The sequence below is a fragment of the Buchnera aphidicola (Artemisaphis artemisicola) genome, assembly GCF_005082365.1.
GTDB lineage: Bacteria > Pseudomonadota > Gammaproteobacteria > Enterobacterales > Enterobacteriaceae > Buchnera > Buchnera aphidicola_AR.
The window spans coordinates 365,324-386,265 of the sequence record NZ_CP034900.1 but is presented as its reverse complement, the minus strand read 5'-3'; the positions used below and the strand labels follow the sequence as shown (position 1 = coordinate 386,265).

The following is a 20,942-nucleotide window of genomic DNA, read 5'->3' as shown; positions in this document are numbered from 1 at the left end:
TTAATGATTGTTTATTTTTGATATTCTTAATTTTATTTTTATTAACTATTCTTTCATTAAGAAAATAAATTTTTTTATATATTGATAAATTTTAATTTTTTTATTAAATCTATTAATTTTTTTAATCTTTATGAGAAAGTTTGTTTTGTTATCTAAAATATTGATAAAATATGTTATTAAAAATTAATAGATTATTATTTTTTAATATTTCTAAAAAAAATTTTGTAAAATAAAAATTGATTTAAAAAAATAAATTTTGATTTTTTGTTTGAAAATTATTTTCTATATTTTAATAAAAAATAATTGCTTATTAAAATAGTAATAAAAAATATAACAAGCAAATATTTTATTAAATTTGATTGTTAAATTTTATAATTAATTTTATTTAAGATATTAATTATTAAAATAATTTATTCATCTTTATCCCACCTAATAAATGCATGTGCAGATAGTTTATTTCTTGTCCTCCATTTTTATTGCAATTAAAAATTATTCTATATCCTTCTTGACTAATATTTTTTTGTTTTGCAATATTAACTGCAGTATAAAACATATGTGATACAATATCTTTGTTTTCTTGATTAATATCGTTTAATGATGCAATAAAAAAATTAGGAACGATTAATATATGTATAGGTGCTTGTGGGTTTATATCTTTAAATGCAGTTATTTTGTTATCTTGATGAATAATATTTGCTGGTATTTGTTTATTAATAATTTTTTCAAAAATTGAATTATTTTGAATCATGACAATTCCTTATTTTTAAAAAGATGATGTATAAAATAATTAATAAATTTATATTATATTAATTTTATTTTATGTATAATTAATACTTTCATCTATTGCTGTTTTAATATTTTCTGATCTGGTTCCAAAAACAATTTGTATTCCTGATCCTGAAATAATTATTCCAGCAGCACCAAGATTATTTAAATTTTTTTGATTTACCTTTGATATTTCTAAAACTGTAATTCTTAATCTAGTAATACATGCATCTAAATTTTTAATATTATTTTTACCACCTAATGCTTGTATAATATATGGTGCAATTTCAGCATTACTTTTTGTCATTATATTATTTTTATTTATTTCTCGTCCAGGAGTATTTAAATCTAAAGTTATAATTAATAAGTAAAATATACTATAGTATAGAAATCCATAGAGTACTCCTATTATTGGAAAAAGAAATATATGATTACTATTTCCACTTAATACTAAAAAATCAATAAAACCATGAGAAAAACTAGTACCTGCTCGCATATTTAAAAAAATACACAATGGAAAAGATAATCCTGCTAAAATTGCGTGAATAACATATAAAATTGGAGCTACTATAATAAATGAAAATTCAATTGGTTCAGTAATTCCTGTTAAAAAAGCAGTTAAAGCTGCCGAAATCATAATACTTCCTATTTTAGATTTATTTTCTTTTTTAGCTGCATGCCAAATTGCTAAGGCTGCACCAGGAAGACCGTACATTTTAAAAATAAATCCTCCAGATAAATTTCCAGCTGTAGAATCGCCTGCCATATATCGTGCAATATCTCCATGAAAAACTTGTCCTATAGAATTAGTGTATTCTCCAATCTGCATTTGAAATGGAACATTCCATATGTGATGAAGACCAAATGGTACTAATGCTCTTTCAACTAAACCATATAAAGTAAAAGCAAGAATTGGATTTTGATAAGCAGCCCATTTTGAAAAAATTTTAATACTATGACCAATAGGAGGCCAAATTATCGATAATATTAAGCCGATTAATATTGCAGATAATCCTGAAATAATAGGTACAAATCTTTTTCCAGCAAAAAAACCTAGATATTCAGGTAATTGAATGCGATAAAATTTATTGAACATATATGCTGCAATTGCGCCAGCGATAATTCCTCCTAATATACCTGTATCAGCAAGATGTTGTTCTTGTATAATATTTACAGTTGTATGTAAAATAATTGGTTCAACTGTAGTTAACGTTTGAATTAATATTCCATATGCTACAACAGCAGCTAAAGCTGCAACACCATCGTTATTAGTAAAACCAAGAGCAACTCCAATGGAAAAAATTAAAGGCATATTACTAAAAACAGAACCTCCTGTTTGAGCCATAATTTGAGAAATGATTTCTGGTAATAAATTAAAATGAGCAGATCCTATTCCTAAAAGTATTCCTGCAATTGGTAATACTGAAACAGGTAACATAAGTGATTTACCTATTTTTTGAAGATTTGAAAATACGTTTTTAAACATATTAAAAAGATTCCTAAATTCATATAAAATAATTAATGAAGTATAATAAAGTATATTTTATTTATTTTTTAATAAGTTTCATTTTTTAAATAATAGAATTATTAAAAATATAAGAGAACAATTTGTTTGTTTTATAATATTTTCGCAAAATAGAAATTACATGTTTAATGTATTAAATAATTGATGAAAATTATTTGTTGTAATTTGCGCTAAACTTTCAATCTTTACTTTTTTTAATGTGGAAATTTTTTTTGCGATATTAAACAAATATGCAGGTTGATTTTCTTTTCCTCGATATGGTGTTGGTGATAAATAAGGTGAATCTGTTTCTATTAATAGAGATTCTAATGGTATCTTTTTTATTGTCTTACATAATTCAATTGAATTTTTAAACGTTACTATTCCTGATAAAGAAATATAAAAACCTAAATCTAAAAGTTGATATGCAGCATGATGACTTTCATTAAATGAATGCAATACTCCTCTGCATAGTTTTGAACTGTTTTCTTTTAATATTTTTATAGTATCATTAATAGAATTACGAGAATGTACTATAATTGGTTTTTTCAATTTTATGCCGATTCTAATATGTTCACGAAAAAAATCTTTTTGAATATTTTTTGTGTTAGGTGAATAATGATAATCTAAGCCAGTTTCGCCTATAGCTATGACGCGTTTTATATTAGACAGTTTTTCTATCATATTAAAATTTTTTTCTTCTTGTACACAATTTAGAGGATGTATACCACAAGAATAAAATATAGAATTATATTTTTTAAATAATTTTTTTATTATATAAAAATTATCAATAGAAGTTGATACTGTTAAAAATTTTTTTACATAATTTTTATCAGATTTTTCTAATACATCTTCTATGTTTTGATGTAATAAATTATAATTCAATTGATCAAGATGACAGTGTGAATCAATTAAAAACATAATTTTTTCTCTATTTATAATTAAATTGTAAATGAAAAATTTAAAATTTTTTCCCACATAAGTAATTGTTCTAATAATATTAATTCATAATTAATTCCAGATATATTTAATAATCTGTATCTACATCTCATCCAAGTACGAATACTAAGATCTAAAACAATATTATGATATTTATTAGAAATTATTTTAATTAGTTTTATTTGATCACAATTGATGACATGATTCATATTATTAAGATTAAATCTAATACAATCTATAAGTAAAAAATATATCCAATCAATTTTAACTATAGTATTTTTTTCATTTAATATTTTTAATATTTTTAATAAATTTTCATTTTTAAAAGCATCGTATAAATTTTTATAAAAATTTATTCTATCTATCCAAATATCTCCATTAATAAAATTTTTTGCAGATATAGGTGATCCTTGATTAATCCGCAGTGCAGTTAAATATGATCTATTTTCTTTAATAGTATTTTTTTTTAACCAATTTAAACTATCTTGTTCTATTGGAGGAAGTATTTTATATATAAGACAACGGCTACTTAATGTAGAATACAAATTTATATTTGTATAACTAATAAGAAAAAACCAAGTTTTTTTTGGTGGTTCTTCTAACGTTTTTAAAAAAGCGCTAATTGCAGATTCTGTTAATTTTTCAATATCTGATATATAAATAACTTTATTTCCTCCTTGCTGAGAAGATTGAAAAATTTTTTCATTAATTATCCTTATATTATTTACATTAAATATATCATTTTTTTGAGATATTAAACTATGCCAGTCTGGATGATTTTTTACAGACATTAATTTACATCCATGACATTGATTGCAAAAATTCATTCCGATTGGTTTAAGACATAATAACCATCTACTAATAAACCAAATTAATAGAGATACTCCCATCCCTCTTTGAATTTTTATTAAAATAGCATGATGAGCTTTATTTATTTTATATTGTGTAATAATATTATTATATGGTTTAATTAGCCATGGATATAATTTCATATAATTTTCTTATTAATCCAATTTAATATTTTTTTTGTGATATTGTGAGTTACAATATTAATTTTTGAATTAGCATTTATTATTATAGTGTTTTTGTTTTTTTTTATATTTTTTAGATAGCTTTTTCTAGTTTTTTTAAAAAATTGCAAAGATCTTTTTTCTATTTGATCTAACGTATTTCTTTTTTTTGCTCTTTCTAAACCAATTTCTGGAGATACATCTAAGTAAATAGTTAAATCGGGTATTAAATTTTGGAAAAATAAAGTTTGCAATTGAGTTATTATATTTTTTTTAATACCCAATCCGCCACCTTGATATGCTAAAGAAGACAAATTATGACGATCTGAGATGACCCATTTTCCACTATCTAATGCTGGTTTTATTATTTTTTTAACTAATTGTATTCTTGCCGCATACATTAGTAATAATTCAGTTTCTTTAGTAAGATAATCATTATTAAAGTTTTTTTTTGTTAATTTTCTTATTTCTTCTGCAATTGGAGTGCTTCCTGGTTGACGTACTAATAGTATATTTTTAATGTTACATTGATTTAATATATTTTTAATACATATACAAGCATGAGTTTTACCTGCACCTTCTAGTCCTTCAACTACAATAAATTTGTTTTTTATCATTATTTTAAAATTATTTATTATATAAATCAGTGATTTATAATTTATTTTTATATTTTTCCATATACTCAATGAATTGTTCTATTGTATTAATTTTTTCTGCTTCTTTATCTGATATTTCAATATTAAATTCTTCTTCAAAAGCCATAATTAATTCTACTATATCAAGAGAATCTGCACCAAGATCTTCTTTAAAAGAAGAATAGTTTAATATTTTTTCTTTAGGAACATCTAATTTATCTTGTATTATTTTTTTAATACGTTTTTCAAGATTTTTCATGTTTATTTTTTCCTTTAGACATTGATATTGATTTTCATTTTATTTATATATAAAAATATGATTTTATAATCTAAAATATAGTTATTAACATTATATCATATACATACCTCCATTTATATGTAATGTATGTCCAGTAATGTACGATGATTTTTCTGAAACTAAAAAAGCAACTGCATCTGCTACTTCTTCTGGACATCCTAATCGTTTCATAGGAATTTTAGATAAATATTTTAGATATTGTTTTGAATTTAACGTTTTGGTAAAATCTGTTTTAATTAAACCTGGTGAAACAATATTTACAGTAATACCTTTTGATGCTACTTCTAAGGCTAAAGATTTATGAAATCCTATTAATCCTGATTTAGAACAGCTATAATTAGCTTGTCCATTATTTCCTATATGTGCAATGACAGAGCCAATAGTAATAATTCTTCCTTGTCGTTTTTTTATCATTGATCTAATAATAGATTTAGTAAGATAAAAAATTGCTGATAAATTAACTGTTATTACATTATTCCATTCTTTATCTTTCATGTTTATTAATAAATTATCTTCTTTAATGCCTGCATTATTAATTAATATATCAATAGAATATTTTTTTTTATAAATTTCATGTATTTTTTCCGCAATAGAATCAATATTGCTTAAATTCAAAACAATTCCGAATCCGTTTTCTTTTAAATAATTATTAATAACATTTACTCCTTCTTGAGTAGTAGAAGTACCTATTACTCGAATTCCTTTTCGTATTAGTTTTTTTGCAATAGCTTTTCCTATTCCACGATTTGCACCTGTAATTAAAGCGGTTTTTTTGTTAGAATTCATTTTTTTCTTTATTAATTTTTTGAAATGCTATTAAAAAATTTTTTAAGTTATTTGTACTAAATGGAATGATATTTTTGTGTTTTTTATTTAAGTTGGTAAGTATATTATTAGGTCCAATTTCTAACATAGTAAAATATTTTTTTGACTTTATTAGTTCTATAATTTCTTGCCATCTTACAGTACTATAGATTTGTCTTATTAAAGCATCTTTAATATTTTTACTAGTTTTTTCAGATTTTACATCAACATTATTGATCACAGGAATAATTGGTGAATTTATAGTAATATTTTTTAACTTTTTTTTTAGTTTCTTAGATATTGGTTTTAATATTACAGAATGAGCAGGTATATTACTGTTTATGTTCAATATATACTTAGCACCAAGTTTTTTGCAATTAAAACTTGCCTCGCATACAGCAGATTTATCTCCTGAAATTACTATTTGATCATGAGAATTTATACTTGCTAGAGATACTATTTTTTTTTTAGTACTATCGACGAACATACAGTTTCTACTGTTTTTTTTTCTATACCAATAATTGCTTGCATCAAGGAAGGTCGATTTATGGTTATTTCTTCCATTAATTTTCCGCGAAAAAAAACTAGTTTTAATGCATCAAAAAATTTAATTGCATTCGAACATACTAAAGCAGAATATTCTCCTAAGCTGTGTCCAGACATTAATGATGGATTGTTTCCATTTTTATATTGCCATAAACGATATATTGCAACTGATGAAGATAATACTATGACTTGTGTATACCTACTTTGATTTAATTTTTCTTCTGGTCCTTTTTTTATTAATTTAAACAAATCATATTTGATACAGTCAGATGCTTCATCAAAAGTATTTTTAAAAATATTATTTTTTTCAGAAAAAAAAGAAGACAACATGCCTAAATATTGTGAACCTTGTCCAGGAAATAACATTGCGAATAATGTCATAATAATTACCTATTTCTTTAAATTTATATTTTTATATAATTAAATTTTATTTTTTTAATAATTTTTATATAAAACAATATATAAATTTTTTGTAAAATGGCACTTCTTTGAAGTACCATTTGAGATTTTTTAAATTATTTTTTTTCCTTTATAGTATCCATTAAATGTAATATGGTGTCTAACATGGATTTCTCCAGAACATTTGTCTATAGATAAGGTTGGTTTTAATAAAGAATCATGAGAACGTCTCATGCCTCTTTTAGAACGAGTAGGTTTATTTTTTTGAACAGCCATGTTATATATCTCTCTTTATAACTAGTTGTAATTTAATTGTAAAACAACATTTTTATATGAAATTATATTAAATATGCACTACATCATAGTATGTAAATAATTTTTAAAATCTAAATCTAAGGGTGCTTTGATACAAATTTTATTGCCATTTTTAGGATGTATGAAGTGAATTGCAGAAGCATGAAGTAAAAGTCTGTTAATGTTGTTTTGATTTTTAGTTTTTATATTAGAATCTAATTTACTATCACCATAACGTTTATCAAATAATATTGGATGTCCTGCATATAAAGAATGTACACGAATTTGATGTGTTCTACCAGTTTTTGGAATGATTGATAATAGAGTTGAAGAAGAAAATTTTTTTTTTATTATAAAATGCGTTTCTGAAGCTTTCCCATTAATGTCAATTAAAACTTTTTTTTGTTTGTTGTGTAATTTTATTTTTAATAAAGGTTGCGAAATTTTTTTTATATTATTAGGCCATAAACCATGAACTAGTGCTACGTATTCTTTTTTGATTTTTTTTTCTCTTAGTTGTTTATGAAGACATAATAAAGACATGCGTTTTTTTACTAATATTAAAACTCCTGATGTTTCACGATCAATTCGATGCATAAGTTCAAGAAATTTATTTAATGGTCGTAACTTTCGAAAACATTCTATGATACCAAAATTTAATCCACTACCTCCATGTACTGCAATACCTGAAGGTTTGTTAATTATTAATAAATGATTGTCTTCATATAAAATATTTTTTAATAAACTGTTAAGATAATTTACAGGAATAGAATTATTTTTTGAATTGTGTGAAGTTTTTATTGGTGGAGTTTTTACTATATCTCCAATATTTAATTTATAATATGGTTTTACTCTTTTTTTATTAACGCGAACTTTTCCTGTTCTTATAATACGATAAATCATGCTTTTTGGTATATTTTTAAATCTTTTATGCATAAAATTATCTATTCGTTGATTTATCATATCTTGATTAATATATATGATAGACATAGGCAATATTTGATTTTTCATTAAAAAAATCTCTATTTTTAAAATAATTTTTTTAATTTTTATTTATTATAATATAATTATTAATTTAAATATATTAAATAAGTTGTTTTGTCTTTAATTGAATTAGTATAAAAAAAATTTTATATGATTTAAAAAATAAATATATTTAATATTATTTTATATATATTAATTCTTATATATTTATATTTGATATTTTTATTTATTTTTAAATAAGAAAACTTATTTTTATAGGTATTTTAAATAAAAATCATATTTAATGATAAAAATTGATTTTTAATAATTTATATTTCCTGTTGATGTATTTACTTATTTATAAAAATAAGAGAGAAAAAGTTATAATGAAAAGAATGTTAATTAATGCAACTCAACAGGAAGAATTGCGTATAGCTCTTGTTGATGGTCAGCGTTTATACGATCTTGATATAGAAAATTCTGGATCAGAACAAAAAAAATCAAATATTTATAAAGGAAAAATTACTCGTATAGAACCAAGTTTAGAAGCTGTTTTTATAGACTATGGTGAGGAAAAACATGGTTTTTTACCATTTAAAGAAATTTCTGAAAATTATTTATTAGATAAGAATGTTCATAATTTAAATTATAGTATTAAAGATATTTTAAAAGAAGGCCAAGAAATTATCGTTCAAATAACTAAAGAAGAACGAGGAACTAAAGGTGCTGCTTTAACAACTTTTATTAGTTTAGCTGGTAGTTATTTAGTTCTTATGCCAAATAATCCTAAATCAAGCGGAATATCAAGAAGAATTGAAGGACACGATAGAATAGTATTGAAAGAATTATTATCTTTGTTAGAATTACCTGAAAACATGAGTATAATTATTAGAACTGCTGGAGCAGGGAAATCTATAGAATCATTACAATGGGATTTATCGCTCAGATTAAAACATTGGGATACAATTAAAATAATATCAAAAAATAAAATAGCACCATTTTTAATTCATCAAGAAAGCAATATTATTGTTCGAGCTTTTAGAGATTATTTACGTAAAGATATTGGAGAAATCTTAATTGATAATCCTAACATATTAGATTTAGCACGTCAGCATATTACTTTTTTAGGACGTCCAGATTTTATTAATAAAATTAAGTTGTATTCTGGAGATATACCACTTTTTAGTTATTTTCAAATTGAAACGCAAATAGATTCAGCATTTCAAAGAAAAGTAAGACTTCCTTCTGGTGGTTCTATCATGATAGATACTACAGAAGCATTAACTGCTATTGATATTAATTCTGCACGATCTACAAGTAATTCAGATATTGAATCTACTGCATTCAACACTAATCTTGAAGCAGTTGATGAGATTTCTCGTCAATTACGTTTACGTGATTTAGGGGGGTTAATAGTAATTGATTTTATAGATATGATATCTATTAATCATCAGAAAACAATTGAAAATAGATTAAGAGAAATCGCCCGTGAAGATAGAGCACGTATTCAAATTGGTCATATTTCGAGATTTGGTTTGTTAGAAATGTCTCGACAAAGATTAAGTTCATCTTTAGGTGAATCTAGTCATCATGTTTGTCCAAGATGTACAGGGACAGGAACTATTAGAGATAATGAATCCTTATCTTTATCTATTTTACGTTTAATTGAAGAAGAAGCTTTAAAAGAAAATACACGTGAAGTTCATGCAATTGTTCCTATAGAAATTGCTTGCTATTTATTAAATGAAAAAAGAGCTGCAGTACATGCTATTGAAAAACGTCAAGATGGTGGAAAAACTATTATTATTCCTAGTAAAAAAATGAAAACTCCGCATTATTCTGTTTCTAGAATTCGAAAAGGAGAAAAGATCAATGCAATTAGTTATTCTCTTTATAATATTCAAAAAAATAAAATTACAAGTTTTTTAAAAGAAAATATTATAGAAAGAAAAAAGAAAAAAAAATTAGATTTAACTAAATATAATATATATCAAAATAAGATTAATAATCTTCACAAAGAAAAAGAGAATATTTTAAAAAAAAATAATTATAAAAAGCCTTTAAAAAAAAATTTAAATAATACAAGTTTTATATTTAAAATGATAACTTGGATTAAAAGTGCTTTTTTAATAAGAAATATTTTTGTTACAAGTGAAATTTTTAAAAATAACGCTATTCAAAACAAAAATAATCTTTTTTTTAAAAAAAAACAAATTCCTTTAAATGAAGATAAATTTAACAATAAAGATGAATTGATTTTATCACAATTATTTAGAAAAAAACATTTTAAAAATAAATCTTATTCTTTTGATAATATTAAAAATTTATCTTTAGAAAAAAATAATTTAAAAACAGTTCAAAATGATTATTATTTTTCTTTAAAAAAATCTAATAGTTTTTTTGAAAAATATAAATCAGAATTTTTAAAAAATAAAAATATATATTTTCCTAGCAAATACAATTTTTTTTATAATACAGAAAACAATTTAAACAACATTTTAATTGCAAATAAGAAACAAAAGAATATAAACGATGTTATTCAGAAAAAAAAAGATAAGAATAAAAAAATTTCTTCTAAAAGCAATTTGATTGATAAATATTATTCTAATAGAATTTTCATAAATACTATGTTTTATCAATATTTTAATTATTTTAAAAAATTAGATAAAAAAAATATTAAGTATAATTTTTTAAGTAAAAAGTCTATTAACTTTTCTGAGTTTATTATTTCTTCAGTTTGTTCATTAGAATTATTATTAGCTAAAGTTTGCATTAAATATCCTTTATTACCATTAAAAAAAATAAAAAACCAAAAAAAAATTAATAAAACTAAATTATATCAATTTTTGATTTTTGAAAAAAAAAATATTATTAATAATAAGAAATTTTTAGAAAAAAAAACAGATTGTAGAGTAATTAAAAAGAATAATTTGTTAAGATTTAAAAAATTACAAAAAGAAATTCGAGAATGTAAGAAATATTTACAACACGATACTGCAATTAATACAAGTATAATATCTAAATATTCACTAGCTTCTAAAAAAAGAGATTTGTTATCTTCAAATAAAAATAATAGTTTTTTAAAAACTAGTAAAAAGAACAAAAAGTGTCAATCAAGTGCACCTATAACAAAAATATCTGAAAATTTATATATAAATAATATTAAAAATCCGATGAATTCTAATGCATCTAATATAAAATCAAACATTAGCATAAAAAATGCTGCAGGAGCGCATTCTGCAAAAAATTTTGCTAGTTCTCCTATTTCTAAACCTAAATAAAATTTTTTAATTTAATATCAATAAATTATAGATGTACTATATAATTCAATAATCTAGTTTTCTAAAAAAATAAAAACTTACTTATAAAGTAAGTTTTTATTTTTTAAAAATTTATAATTAATAATTAACTATAGCAATCAATTATTTCATTAAATATTTTTCCTGCCATTTCTAAAACTTTTACATTTGCAAGATAACATTCTTGTTGATAATTGATATCTTGATAATCTTTTTCAGCATCTTTAGACATAGATAATGTTTTATCATGCAGTATTCTAATCATATTTTTTTTAAAAGGAATTTCTTCCTCGAGTTCGTTAGCTTTATAAGCTATAGATTTAGAAAATTTTTGATATGCTTCATCAAGAGTGTCTTCATGATTTACTAAAAATTCTTTACGAAATTTATCTATTGTTATAGCATGATGTTTGCTAAAATTCTTTACATCATTAGTCGAGAAAAATGAAAATGGTTCATTTTCTTCAATTAATAGTTCTAGTTTATTTAATGTTTGAGAATATGGCTTAATCATAAAAATATTATTATCAGCATTATATCCTGTTATTGTAAATTCAATGCCATCAAAATTTATCAATGTTTTATTGTTGTCTTCACGTATACTAGGTTGTATTACAGTTCGATCTGCCAATCTTGTTACTATCCAATTATTATTTTTAAAATATAAAAGATAATCAGTATCTTTTGCATCACTTATAGAACGCCATTGCACTGATATTGTAGGATCAGAACGATTACTTGAACTCGCTATAATTTCAGGATTACTGATATTAAAAATTTGTTTACCTACATGTCCGAACATGTCATGTCCTAATATATGATGCGAGTTAAGGTTATCGGCAAAATTAACTGCTAATTGTCCAATTTTATTTCTTGTATTGGCTAATTCTACTCTCTTGAATTTTAAAAGAGCTCCTAAATAAGCGCCCGGTATCATGTTTTCTATTTTTTTTATTGTTCGTTCTCTTTCATCTACATATCCTATGCTAATATATCTATCATCAGATTCTGAAGTTAGTGGAATTAAATTTTGTTTTTGATTGTTGTCGATAAGAGCTATTCCATTATTTAAAAATACTTGATAATTATTGTCTTTTTTAACAACTTTAACTCCAATTAGATCATTTAATTCATCTACTAAATTTTCTCTTTTTTCAATAAGATTTTCCATTCGATTAGGAACTTTAAACATAGGAATATAATTTATATTAATGTTAATATCATGAATTTCATTAATTAAATCATTAACTTTTTGTAAATTATTTATTACTAATTCTTTTATATCTTTTTCTAAAAAATTTAACTTTCTATCAAAATCTTTTAAAGAAAACATTATATTACTTAATTTCGCTTTTATTCGTTCATTAAAAATGTTTTTTTTATCTACTAGAATATCTTTATCTATTTGTAGATATAAATCGCTCATTAAGTTATTAAAAATATTAGATTTTTCACATAATAAATCTTCTAATTTGAATAGTTGTTCAACTCTAGTTTGTTCATTTTTAACTTGTGCATTTGTTTTTCTTTTTTCTTCTACAATAAAATCATTATAATTATCGTATATTTCTTTTACTTTTACGACAGTATTAACATTTGACTCTTGTACAGTATTTTCTAGAAAAACGCGTTTTTCTGCATTTTTTGAAGGAGTTTTATTGATTTTTTTATTATTTTTATCAATCAGTATCATCATAGCATTTATGCCAGAAATGGCAGTCTCTAATATAGAACCCATTTTTTTTCCTCAATTTATATCAAATGTATGATTTTGAAAAATATTCTAATTTAGAATAATACATATGAATTTAGAATAATACATATGAATTATATTTAATACAATTTTATTTTATTCAATATTTTTTTTTATTTCTAATTGTTTAAGAATAATATTAGTGAGTCCTATTCCCTTTTTACTTATTTCCTCTGATATTTTTTGATCATATATATCGGTATAAAGACGACTTTGATTATTATCTAATAACGTGTTATTTGATAAAGAATTTCTCATGCTTTTAAGTAAAATTTGAATAAATATACTTTCTACTGATTTAGCAGTTTGTAATGCATATTTTTTAGGATTATTATGCACTTGATATTTAAGTTCATGAATAAATTGTGTATTATAATTTGTAATATTTAATAATGAATTATCGTTCATCAAATAATTTCCAATGTAGCATTAAGACAACCAGCACGTTTCATTAACTCTAAAATAGAAACTAATTCATCAGGTTTAGTACCTAATATATTTAAAGCTTTAACTATATCATTTAAATTACTCTTATTAAAAACAATATTATCTATATAATTTTTATTCATTATATCATCTGATAAATTATATTTTTTTTCATCTTTTTTTATGAATGATTTTAAAAAATATAAATTGTTTTTTAGATCTATAATTTTAGGTATTATTATAGATAAACTTCCATCTGATACTACACATGATCTTAATTTTACTTCTTGATTAATAACAACTGAACCAGTTCGACGATCAACAACAACTTTAGCTCCTTGTGAAGGAATGGAAATATCTATGTCTTGAATATTAGCAAGCATGTGAACCTGTACATTATTATTAGCTACAGTATTTATTTGTACTGTTTTAGAATCAATAGGTGTAGCTGTATCTGGATATTTAATATTAATCATATCGCTAATACGTTGTGCTGTAATAAAATTTTCTTGATTTAATTGCAAATTAATTGTTTTTTGTTTTCCAAAATTAGTATTTATTTCACGTTCGATTGTTGCACCGTTATTAATTATGCCAGAATTAACTTGATTAAAATTTATTCTTTTTTGAAAACTATTTTTTTCAGATATTAATATATTACCTTGAGCAATAGCATAAATTTGATTGTCTGCTCCTTTTAAAGGAGTCATTAATAACGTTCCACCTTTAAGACTTTTAGAATTTCCTATAGATGAAACAATAACATCTATTTGTTCTCCTGCATGACTAAAAGGTGGTAAATTAGCTGTTACCATTACTGCTGCTACATTTTTTAAATTCATATTAGTATCTGTAGGAATGTTAACACCTAATTGTAAAAGCATATTATTTAATGATTGTTTTGTAAATGGAGTTTGAGTTAATTGATCGCCTGTACCATCTAAACCTACTATTAGTCCATAACCAATAAGTTGATTATTACGAATTCCTTGAATACTAGTTAAATCACGTATTTTTTCAGCACACAAAGGAAATGAAAAACTTATAAAAATAAAAATCATTGTTTTTATTATCAATAAAAATATTTTCTTAGACATAAAAAACCTTTATAAATTCTTTTATTTAAAAGTATTATAATATATAGATATATTTTTTTTGATGAATTTTAATACAAAAATTTTTTTAAATATTTAATATCTCATAAAGAACAAAAAGTGTTCTCTATGAGATTTAATTTAAAATATTTATTGTTTTATAATATATATTTATATAGGAGAAATCTTCATTAAAAATCTTTGCAACCATCCCATTTTTTGAACATCATTCATACGTCCATGACTAAAATATTCAATACGTGCATCAGCAATTTGGGTTGATGAAATTAAGTTATTTTTATTAATGTTATTAGGGTTAATTACACCTGAAAATCGAATAAATTCTATTCCTTCATTAATAGCAACTTGTTTTTCTCCAATTACTTTTAAATTATTATTAGGAAGCACTTCTTGAACAGTAACGGTAATTAGTCCAGTAAATTTATTTTTTGCTGAATTACTGCCCTTTCCAGAAAAATTATTTTTTCCTATGCTATTCAATCCAGTTATATTATTTTTTGATTCAACATCTAGCATAGGATTTAATTGACCAGGAGCTATTGTTATTCCTAAATTAGTGCTTCCATCTCGACTGGCATTGGAAGAAGAGCTATTACTAGCACTTATATTCTCTTGTAATACAACAGTTACTATATCTCCAACATTATGTGGACGATGATCTTCAAATAATGCTTCATAGCCATAGTTTGATGCTATTTTTTCTTGAAATAAAGAACTATTCATTGCTTTGGGTAAAATATTAGGAGCTGTAGCAGTGGTAATACCTGAAACTATAGGTGTATACTCAACATTAGAACAGCTCTGCAGTAATAATAAAAAAATAGCAGCTAAATAGTATTTAGTTTTAAAAATAAAAAACTTTATCACAAAAAATCACCTTTAATAATAAAAATTTTATATATTAATATTTTTGTATATTTTTAAAAAACATATTAATAAAATTAAACTACAATTGTGATAACTTTTGTAACATTTGATCTGATGTACTAATGGATTTACTATTAATTTCATATGCTCTTTGAGTTTGAATCATATTTACTAATTCTTCAGCAACATTGACGTTAGAAGTTTCAACATATCCTTGATACAACAATCCTGTACCGTTTAAACCTGGAACAGTGTCAATTGGAGAACCTGAGGCTTGAGTTTCTTGATATAAGTTTTCTCCTAAACTTTCTAATCCAGAATGATTAACAAAATTAATTAAATTTAACTGTCCTATAAAAACAGGTTGCGTTTGTCCTTGAATAGAAACACTCACAACTCCATCTCTTGCTATATTGATATTAGTAGCATTCGGAGGAATAGTTATTTCTGGTACAATAGGAAAACCACTATTTGTTACTAATTCACCATTTTGATTTAATTGAAAAGAACCATCTCGTGTATATGCAATATTACCATCTGGCAATTGCACTTGAAAAAATCCTTGACCATTAATAGCTACGTCTTTTGAAGAATCTGTTTTTGAAAGATTTCCTTGACTATAAATACGTTCAGTAGCTACTGGTCTTACTCCAGTTCCTAACTGTAATCCTGACGGTAAAGTTGTATCAATAGATGAATTAGTTCCTGCTTGACGTATTGTTTGATACATTAAATCTTCAAAAACTGCTCGAGAACGTTTAAAACCATTTGTACTAACATTTGCTAAATTATTAGAAATAATATTCATATTAATTTGTTGAGCATCAAGACCTGTTTTAGAAATCCATAAAGAAGGAATCATAATTTTTTATCCTATGTTATTTTTTAAATATTAAATAACTGATTTGCATATTCAGAATTTTTTTCACACATAGAAATTATTTTCATTTGAATATCAAATTGTCTAGCATTAGATATCATCTCTATCATATTTTTAGAAGGATTGACGTTACTTTCTTCTAATGCACCAGATTGCACAGTTATTTTATTATTATGATTTATATTCTTATTAAGTAGACTATTTTTTTTAAGATAAAACAATCCATTTTCTTTTTGTATGAGATCTTGTAAAGGAAGATGTACTAATTTTAAACTACCTATTTTAGTTTCAGAAAAACTGTTTTTCTTTTTTTCTATTGCAGTAATAATTCCATTAGATAAAATTTTTAATATGACATTTCTAGGTATTCTAATAATACATTTATTTCCTAGTACTTCATTATTTTGTATTGTTAGCATTCTCTTTGAATTTATTTTTAAATGACCATTCTTTGTATATGCTTCATTACCATTTTTATCTTTAACTGCTAACCATCCATTATCTTTTATAAATAAATCCAAATCTCTTTTAGTATAGTTTAATATTCCTGGAAAAAAGTTGTAATATTCTTTTGTAATCTTATTATCTTTATTATAAAAATTTTCCATATATTGGTTTTTAAGTGTAAAATTAAACTTTTCTTTAAAACCAGTTGTTGAAATATTCGCTAAATTATTAGAAATGACAGTTTGTTTTTCTAACAATTGATTAGCCGCAATCATTGAATTATATATCGAATTCTCCATTGTATTATTTTATCCTATTTATATTAAATTAATTATTGTGCTAATTATTTTATCTTCTATTTTAAAAGATTGAGCATTTGATTGATAGTTACGCTGAGCTACAATCATATTTATTAATTCTTTATTTAAATCAACATTTGATGTTTCTAAAGTTTTTTTACTTAAAAAACCAAAACCAGTATCACCTGGTATTCCTATAATTTCTGTTCCTGATTTTTCAGTAGCAGACCATGCATTACCGCTTTCAGGTCGTAATTTTTCAGGATTGATAAATTTTGATAGTAATATTTGTCCGATTACTTGAACTTGTTTATTAGAATATATTCCAACAATTTCACCATCTTGAGAGATTTCAAATGTTTTTAGATAACCTTTTGGATATCCATCTTGAGAAAATTTTTCATTACCATTTTCAGAATTTTCTTGTTCTATGGTATTGCTTAAATTAAGAGTAATATCTTCATATTTTGCATTTTTGGGTTTAATTTTTAAATTTGCATCAGAAATTAATTCTCCATTAGAATTAAATTCTATTTGAAAACTATCATTAATGCTATTTTCATTAGATTCAACATCTACTTTCCATGTATTTTTCTTTATTTTATAAAAAGAAATATTTATTTGTTCTTTTTCGCCATTTTTATTATATATGTTAATATAAGTTCTGTAGTCTTCTGGTTGAGGCATGTTTTTATCAGATATATCAATTTTATCATTAATAGAATTAGTATTGCTATTTAAAACTGCTGTTAATGTAATTGAAGAAGTAGCTTTTTCTTGCAATATATTACCGTGTCTTAAATTAAGAGTTTCTAAACCATATGAATTATTTGATGTATTTTGAGGGTAAGATTTATTTTTTCCAGTAAGATACATTCCTTCCATAGTAATAATATTTTTATTTTTATCAAGTGAAAATTGGCCATTTCTAGTATAATGTACATTGCCTTTGGCATCTACAATACGAAAAAACCCATCTTGTACGATTCCTAAGTCTAAATCTCTACCAGTTTCAACTAACATTCCATTGTTAAAATTTTGTATAATATTAGAGACACCAACACCATTTCCATTTATACTATTAGATTCACGAGAGCAAGAGAACATATCAAAAAATACTGGTTTACTAGATTTATATCCTATAGTAGATGCATTTGCTATGTTGTTAGATATAGTATCCATATGTTCATTACTCGCAAGTAAACCACTTATAGCCCCCATAATAGACATATATTTTATCCTTTAAAGTTATTAGATTTAAAAATTTTTATTTAAAAATTTCACGAATTTCTGAAAGTTTTGTATTACCTGATGCTCCTAGATCGATAATAGGATCATTAGAAGAAGTGATAATACTATTAACTAAAGCCGTACTTAAACTTTGTACAGGAACATTTTGTTCTTTATTTTTCGCTGTTACTAAAATAGTATATTTTCCAGTTATGACATTTTTATTATTTAAATCTTTTCCATCCCATATAAAACTATATATACCAGGTTTTACATTTTTTATTATTTTTTTATGTAAAATTTGATTATTCTTATCTATAATTTGCACTTCTACTAAAGAGGCTTTGCCAATTAATTCTATTCCAAATTTTGTTTTAGTATTTTCAGTATGAACTAATTCATTATTAGGTATCATTACATGATGTCCAATTAATGAAGAAACTTGAATATTTTTATTATTGTTAATTTGACTAGAAAAATTTCCTACAGTATTATTTAATTTTTCAATTCCACTTGCTGTATTAATTTGCGCTAATTGTGATGTTAATTCAGTGTTTTTAATAGGATCTGTAGGATCTTGATTTTTAATTTGCGCAATTAATAAAGTTAAAAAATTTTTTTGTAAATCTAATGGATTTAATTCATTTTGTATATTATTATTTTTTTTAATAAATGTATTCTCTATAGGAGAATTAACGTTAATAGTAGTCATATTTACTCCATTATTATTTATTCGTCAATTGTTAGAGTTTTAAGTATTATAGATTTAGCTGTTTTTAAAACTTCTATGTTTGCTTGATAATTTCTTGAAGCTGAAATATTACTTACCATTTCTGTAATAGGATTAACATTAGACTTTAAAATATAACCTTTATTATCAGCCATAGGATGATGTGGATCATAAATTAAATGCATAGGACTTGGATCATCAACTATTTTAGAAACTTTTACTCCACCTATTTTAGAATTTTTATTTAAAGCATCAAATTCTAAAATTACTTGTTTTGCAATATACGGATAAAATTTTCCATTTTTATATATAATACTATCTATATTAGCTAAATTACTAGCACTTGTATTGATTTTTTGTGACTGTGCATTCATTGCTGAGCCAGCAATATTAAATATATTTAGAAGAGACATGATTGATATTATCCTTTTAAAATACGCATGATATTTTTAATTTCATTTTTCATATATACTAAAATTGATTGATATTTTAAACTATTATCCATAAATGCAATTCTTTCTCTATCCATATTCACAGTATTCCCATCTAATTTAATTTGATTTTTGTCAATTGGTATCGTTTTTATTAAAATAAAATTATTTTTTCCATTTAAATGTTTAAAAGATGTTTTCTTCAAAGGAATGCTATTGTCTTTTTGATTTAATATTTTGTTGAATTCATTTTTAAAATCAACATCTCTTGCTTTATATCCTGGAGTATCAGCATTAGCAATGTTAGAAGATAGAATTTCTTGTCTTTTTGCATAAAGATTTAATTTATTTTGACTAAAATCAAAAATTTTATTTATTTTATCGAACATTTTTAATCCTTGTAAATGGAATATTTTATTGAAAAAATTATATTTTACTTTATTTTTTAGAAAATTTATTTTTTTATAATTTTTTTATTATACTTTTATTGAATATTTTTTATCAAGAAAATGATTTTAAGAAATTATTTTCTGTTTATACGTTTCAGTTTTAATTAACAGTTTTAATTAATATAAAAGGAATAGAATGATTGTATTGAAAATAATAATTTATTTTTTTCTACTTTTTTTAACATTTCACGTTAATGCTATTACGTTAACTAATCAATTAAATAATTTTTTAAAAAAAGAATATCCTTTTAAAAAAGATATTATAAGTATAATAATACGGACTCCATTAAAAAAAAATATATATTGTGAAAAACCTGTTTTTTCTATTTTAAATAATATTAATTATATAGGTTTAAAAGATGTACTATTAACTTGCATTAAAAAACATTATTATCTAAAAATAGAAATTCATGCTAAAGGAGAATATATTGTAGCTAATAGAAATATTCCTCGTGGAACTAAAATAAAAGAATCAGATTTAAAAGTTTTAATAGGACGCATAGATTTATTACCTAGTTATACTTATCGAAGAAAACAAGATGTAATAAATAGAGTTAATTTACGTGATATTTTGCCTTTTCAAGTAATAACATCTTTAATAACGCGTCCATTTTGGATAGTGAAAATTCATCAACAAGTAACTGTTATTATCCATAGTAATAATTTTACTATTTTTTCTAAAGCAAAATCATTAAGTAACGGATCTGAAAATGACACAATACGCATTAAAACAAAAACTGGAAAAATTATTACTGGAACTATCAATAAAAGTGGAGAAGTAATAGTTTTTTTATGAGCAATAAATTTTTGTTGATATCATAATACATTTTATGTAAAAATAATATTTTATAAATAAATT

General features: G+C 23.1%; 23 protein-coding genes. 2 read left to right on the top strand and 21 right to left on the bottom strand.

The genetic code is table 11. From position 1 onward, the window contains the following. Positions 1-400: 400 nt before the first annotated feature. The 11 genes from D9V59_RS01805 to rluC all read right to left on the bottom strand — a co-directional run bounded on the left by D9V59_RS01805 (position 401) and on the right by rluC (position 8,205). Positions 401-745, bottom strand: coding sequence for a histidine triad nucleotide-binding protein (locus tag D9V59_RS01805; protein WP_158364992.1), 345 nt, complete (start codon positions 743-745; stop codon positions 401-403). Positions 746-817: 72 nt separating this feature from the next. Next, positions 818-2,251, bottom strand: a complete 1,434-nt coding sequence (gene ptsG / locus D9V59_RS01800) for a PTS glucose transporter subunit IIBC (RefSeq protein ID WP_158364533.1) — start codon at positions 2,249-2,251, stop codon at positions 818-820. Positions 2,252-2,407: 156 nt separating this feature from the next. Next, complete coding sequence (locus D9V59_RS01795; protein WP_158364531.1) at positions 2,408-3,190, bottom strand: TatD family hydrolase; 783 nt, start codon at positions 3,188-3,190, stop codon at positions 2,408-2,410. A 20-nt stretch (positions 3,191-3,210) separates the two neighbouring features. Then, the gene (locus tag D9V59_RS01790; protein WP_158364529.1) at positions 3,211-4,200 is read right to left on the bottom strand and encodes a DNA polymerase III subunit delta' C-terminal domain-containing protein; all 990 of its coding nucleotides are present in this window, start codon (positions 4,198-4,200) and stop codon (positions 3,211-3,213) included. Further along, positions 4,197-4,835, bottom strand: a complete 639-nt coding sequence (gene tmk, locus D9V59_RS01785; protein ID WP_158364527.1) for a dTMP kinase — start codon at positions 4,833-4,835, stop codon at positions 4,197-4,199. The genes D9V59_RS01790 and tmk overlap by 4 nt, the downstream gene beginning before the upstream one ends. A gap of 34 nt (positions 4,836-4,869) precedes the next feature. Then, complete coding sequence (gene acpP, locus D9V59_RS01780; RefSeq protein ID WP_158364525.1) at positions 4,870-5,112, bottom strand: acyl carrier protein; 243 nt, start codon at positions 5,110-5,112, stop codon at positions 4,870-4,872. Between the two features lie 90 nt (positions 5,113-5,202). Then, positions 5,203-5,937 (bottom strand): 3-oxoacyl-[acyl-carrier-protein] reductase, encoded by a 735-nt coding sequence (fabG, locus tag D9V59_RS01775; protein WP_158364523.1) that lies wholly within the window; start codon positions 5,935-5,937, stop codon positions 5,203-5,205. Continuing rightward, positions 5,927-6,442 carry an acyltransferase domain-containing protein gene (locus D9V59_RS01770; protein ID WP_158364521.1) on the bottom strand — a complete coding sequence of 172 codons (516 nt, stop codon included), beginning with the start codon at positions 6,440-6,442 and terminating at the stop codon, positions 5,927-5,929. Before D9V59_RS01770 ends, fabG begins: the two co-directional genes overlap by 11 nt. Next, on the bottom strand, positions 6,412-6,882 hold the full coding sequence (locus D9V59_RS01765) for an ACP S-malonyltransferase (RefSeq protein WP_158364519.1): 471 nt from the start codon (positions 6,880-6,882) through the stop codon (positions 6,412-6,414). Before D9V59_RS01765 ends, D9V59_RS01770 begins: the two co-directional genes overlap by 31 nt. A 129-nt stretch (positions 6,883-7,011) precedes the next feature. Next, positions 7,012-7,176 carry a 50S ribosomal protein L32 gene (gene rpmF / locus D9V59_RS01760; protein ID WP_158364517.1) on the bottom strand — a complete coding sequence of 55 codons (165 nt, stop codon included), beginning with the start codon at positions 7,174-7,176 and terminating at the stop codon, positions 7,012-7,014. A gap of 78 nt (positions 7,177-7,254) precedes the next feature. Continuing rightward, positions 7,255-8,205 (bottom strand): 23S rRNA pseudouridine(955/2504/2580) synthase RluC, encoded by a 951-nt coding sequence (rluC, locus tag D9V59_RS01755; protein WP_158364515.1) that lies wholly within the window; start codon positions 8,203-8,205, stop codon positions 7,255-7,257. Between the two features lie 338 nt (positions 8,206-8,543). On the opposite strand from rluC, the gene rne reads away from it, so the two are divergent. Further along, positions 8,544-11,438: a ribonuclease E gene (gene rne, locus D9V59_RS01750; RefSeq protein ID WP_158364513.1), complete on the top strand. Its 2,895-nt coding sequence runs from the start codon at positions 8,544-8,546 to the stop codon at positions 11,436-11,438. A gap of 124 nt (positions 11,439-11,562) precedes the next feature. Here the strand turns inward: rne and D9V59_RS01745 are convergent, their stop codons facing one another. From D9V59_RS01745 to flgB, 10 genes are all read right to left on the bottom strand, one after another. Further along, positions 11,563-13,194 carry a FlgK family flagellar hook-associated protein gene (locus D9V59_RS01745; RefSeq protein WP_158364511.1) on the bottom strand — a complete coding sequence of 544 codons (1,632 nt, stop codon included), beginning with the start codon at positions 13,192-13,194 and terminating at the stop codon, positions 11,563-11,565. Positions 13,195-13,305: 111 nt separating this feature from the next. Next, entirely contained in the window at positions 13,306-13,617 is a 312-nt protein-coding gene (locus D9V59_RS01740; RefSeq protein ID WP_158364509.1) for a rod-binding protein, read from the bottom strand. Next, positions 13,617-14,732, bottom strand: coding sequence for a flagellar basal body P-ring protein FlgI (locus D9V59_RS01735; RefSeq protein ID WP_158364507.1), 1,116 nt, complete (start codon positions 14,730-14,732; stop codon positions 13,617-13,619). Before D9V59_RS01735 ends, D9V59_RS01740 begins: the two co-directional genes overlap by 1 nt. Before the next feature lie 168 nt (positions 14,733-14,900). Next, positions 14,901-15,617, bottom strand: coding sequence for a flagellar basal body L-ring protein FlgH (locus D9V59_RS01730; RefSeq protein ID WP_158364505.1), 717 nt, complete (start codon positions 15,615-15,617; stop codon positions 14,901-14,903). Between the two features lie 79 nt (positions 15,618-15,696). After that, a complete protein-coding gene (flgG, locus tag D9V59_RS01725) occupies positions 15,697-16,479 on the bottom strand; it encodes a flagellar basal-body rod protein FlgG (RefSeq protein WP_158364503.1) in 783 nt (260 codons plus the stop codon). A 23-nt stretch (positions 16,480-16,502) separates the two neighbouring features. Continuing rightward, positions 16,503-17,243, bottom strand: a complete 741-nt coding sequence (flgF, locus tag D9V59_RS01720; RefSeq protein WP_158364501.1) for a flagellar basal-body rod protein FlgF — start codon at positions 17,241-17,243, stop codon at positions 16,503-16,505. 18 nt (positions 17,244-17,261) lie between these two features. Next, positions 17,262-18,473 (bottom strand): flagellar hook protein FlgE, encoded by a 1,212-nt coding sequence (locus D9V59_RS01715; protein WP_158364499.1) that lies wholly within the window; start codon positions 18,471-18,473, stop codon positions 17,262-17,264. 37 nt (positions 18,474-18,510) lie between these two features. Then, positions 18,511-19,185, bottom strand: a complete 675-nt coding sequence (locus D9V59_RS01710; protein ID WP_158364497.1) for a flagellar hook assembly protein FlgD — start codon at positions 19,183-19,185, stop codon at positions 18,511-18,513. A gap of 17 nt (positions 19,186-19,202) precedes the next feature. Then, positions 19,203-19,616, bottom strand: coding sequence for a flagellar basal body rod protein FlgC (flgC, locus tag D9V59_RS01705; RefSeq protein ID WP_158364495.1), 414 nt, complete (start codon positions 19,614-19,616; stop codon positions 19,203-19,205). 8 nt (positions 19,617-19,624) lie between these two features. Continuing rightward, entirely contained in the window at positions 19,625-20,023 is a 399-nt protein-coding gene (gene flgB / locus D9V59_RS01700; protein ID WP_158364493.1) for a flagellar basal body rod protein FlgB, read from the bottom strand. A gap of 196 nt (positions 20,024-20,219) precedes the next feature. Here flgB and flgA point away from each other — a divergent pair, with 196 nt between their 5' ends. Beyond that, the gene (gene flgA, locus D9V59_RS01695) at positions 20,220-20,879 is read left to right on the top strand and encodes a flagellar basal body P-ring formation chaperone FlgA (protein WP_261979382.1); all 660 of its coding nucleotides are present in this window, start codon (positions 20,220-20,222) and stop codon (positions 20,877-20,879) included. Positions 20,880-20,942: the final 63 nt, after the last annotated feature.

Coding starts and splice junctions, on each gene's coding strand:
- rne (WP_158364513.1), top strand. CDS start 8,544: ATGAAAAGAATGTTAATTAATGCAACTCAACAGGAAGAATTGCGTATA.
- acpP (WP_158364525.1), bottom strand. CDS start 5,112: ATGAAAAATCTTGAAAAACGTATTAAAAAAATAATACAAGATAAATTA.
- D9V59_RS01795 (WP_158364531.1), bottom strand. CDS start 3,190: ATGTTTTTAATTGATTCACACTGTCATCTTGATCAATTGAATTATAAT.
- rpmF (WP_158364517.1), bottom strand. CDS start 7,176: ATGGCTGTTCAAAAAAATAAACCTACTCGTTCTAAAAGAGGCATGAGA.
- flgF (WP_158364501.1), bottom strand. CDS start 17,243: ATGGAGAATTCGATATATAATTCAATGATTGCGGCTAATCAATTGTTA.
- fabG (WP_158364523.1), bottom strand. CDS start 5,937: ATGAATTCTAACAAAAAAACCGCTTTAATTACAGGTGCAAATCGTGGA.
- ptsG (WP_158364533.1), bottom strand. CDS start 2,251: ATGTTTAAAAACGTATTTTCAAATCTTCAAAAAATAGGTAAATCACTT.
- D9V59_RS01740 (WP_158364509.1), bottom strand. CDS start 13,617: ATGAACGATAATTCATTATTAAATATTACAAATTATAATACACAATTT.
- rluC (WP_158364515.1), bottom strand. CDS start 8,205: ATGAAAAATCAAATATTGCCTATGTCTATCATATATATTAATCAAGAT.
- flgB (WP_158364493.1), bottom strand. CDS start 20,023: ATGTTCGATAAAATAAATAAAATTTTTGATTTTAGTCAAAATAAATTA.
- D9V59_RS01710 (WP_158364497.1), bottom strand. CDS start 19,185: ATGACTACTATTAACGTTAATTCTCCTATAGAGAATACATTTATTAAA.
- flgA (WP_261979382.1), top strand. CDS start 20,220: ATGATTGTATTGAAAATAATAATTTATTTTTTTCTACTTTTTTTAACA.
- flgC (WP_158364495.1), bottom strand. CDS start 19,616: ATGTCTCTTCTAAATATATTTAATATTGCTGGCTCAGCAATGAATGCA.
- D9V59_RS01765 (WP_158364519.1), bottom strand. CDS start 6,882: ATGACATTATTCGCAATGTTATTTCCTGGACAAGGTTCACAATATTTA.
- flgG (WP_158364503.1), bottom strand. CDS start 16,479: ATGATTCCTTCTTTATGGATTTCTAAAACAGGTCTTGATGCTCAACAA.
- D9V59_RS01735 (WP_158364507.1), bottom strand. CDS start 14,732: ATGTCTAAGAAAATATTTTTATTGATAATAAAAACAATGATTTTTATT.
- D9V59_RS01770 (WP_158364521.1), bottom strand. CDS start 6,442: ATGTTCGTCGATAGTACTAAAAAAAAAATAGTATCTCTAGCAAGTATA.
- D9V59_RS01715 (WP_158364499.1), bottom strand. CDS start 18,473: ATGTCTATTATGGGGGCTATAAGTGGTTTACTTGCGAGTAATGAACAT.
- D9V59_RS01745 (WP_158364511.1), bottom strand. CDS start 13,194: ATGGGTTCTATATTAGAGACTGCCATTTCTGGCATAAATGCTATGATG.
- D9V59_RS01790 (WP_158364529.1), bottom strand. CDS start 4,200: ATGAAATTATATCCATGGCTAATTAAACCATATAATAATATTATTACA.
- tmk (WP_158364527.1), bottom strand. CDS start 4,835: ATGATAAAAAACAAATTTATTGTAGTTGAAGGACTAGAAGGTGCAGGT.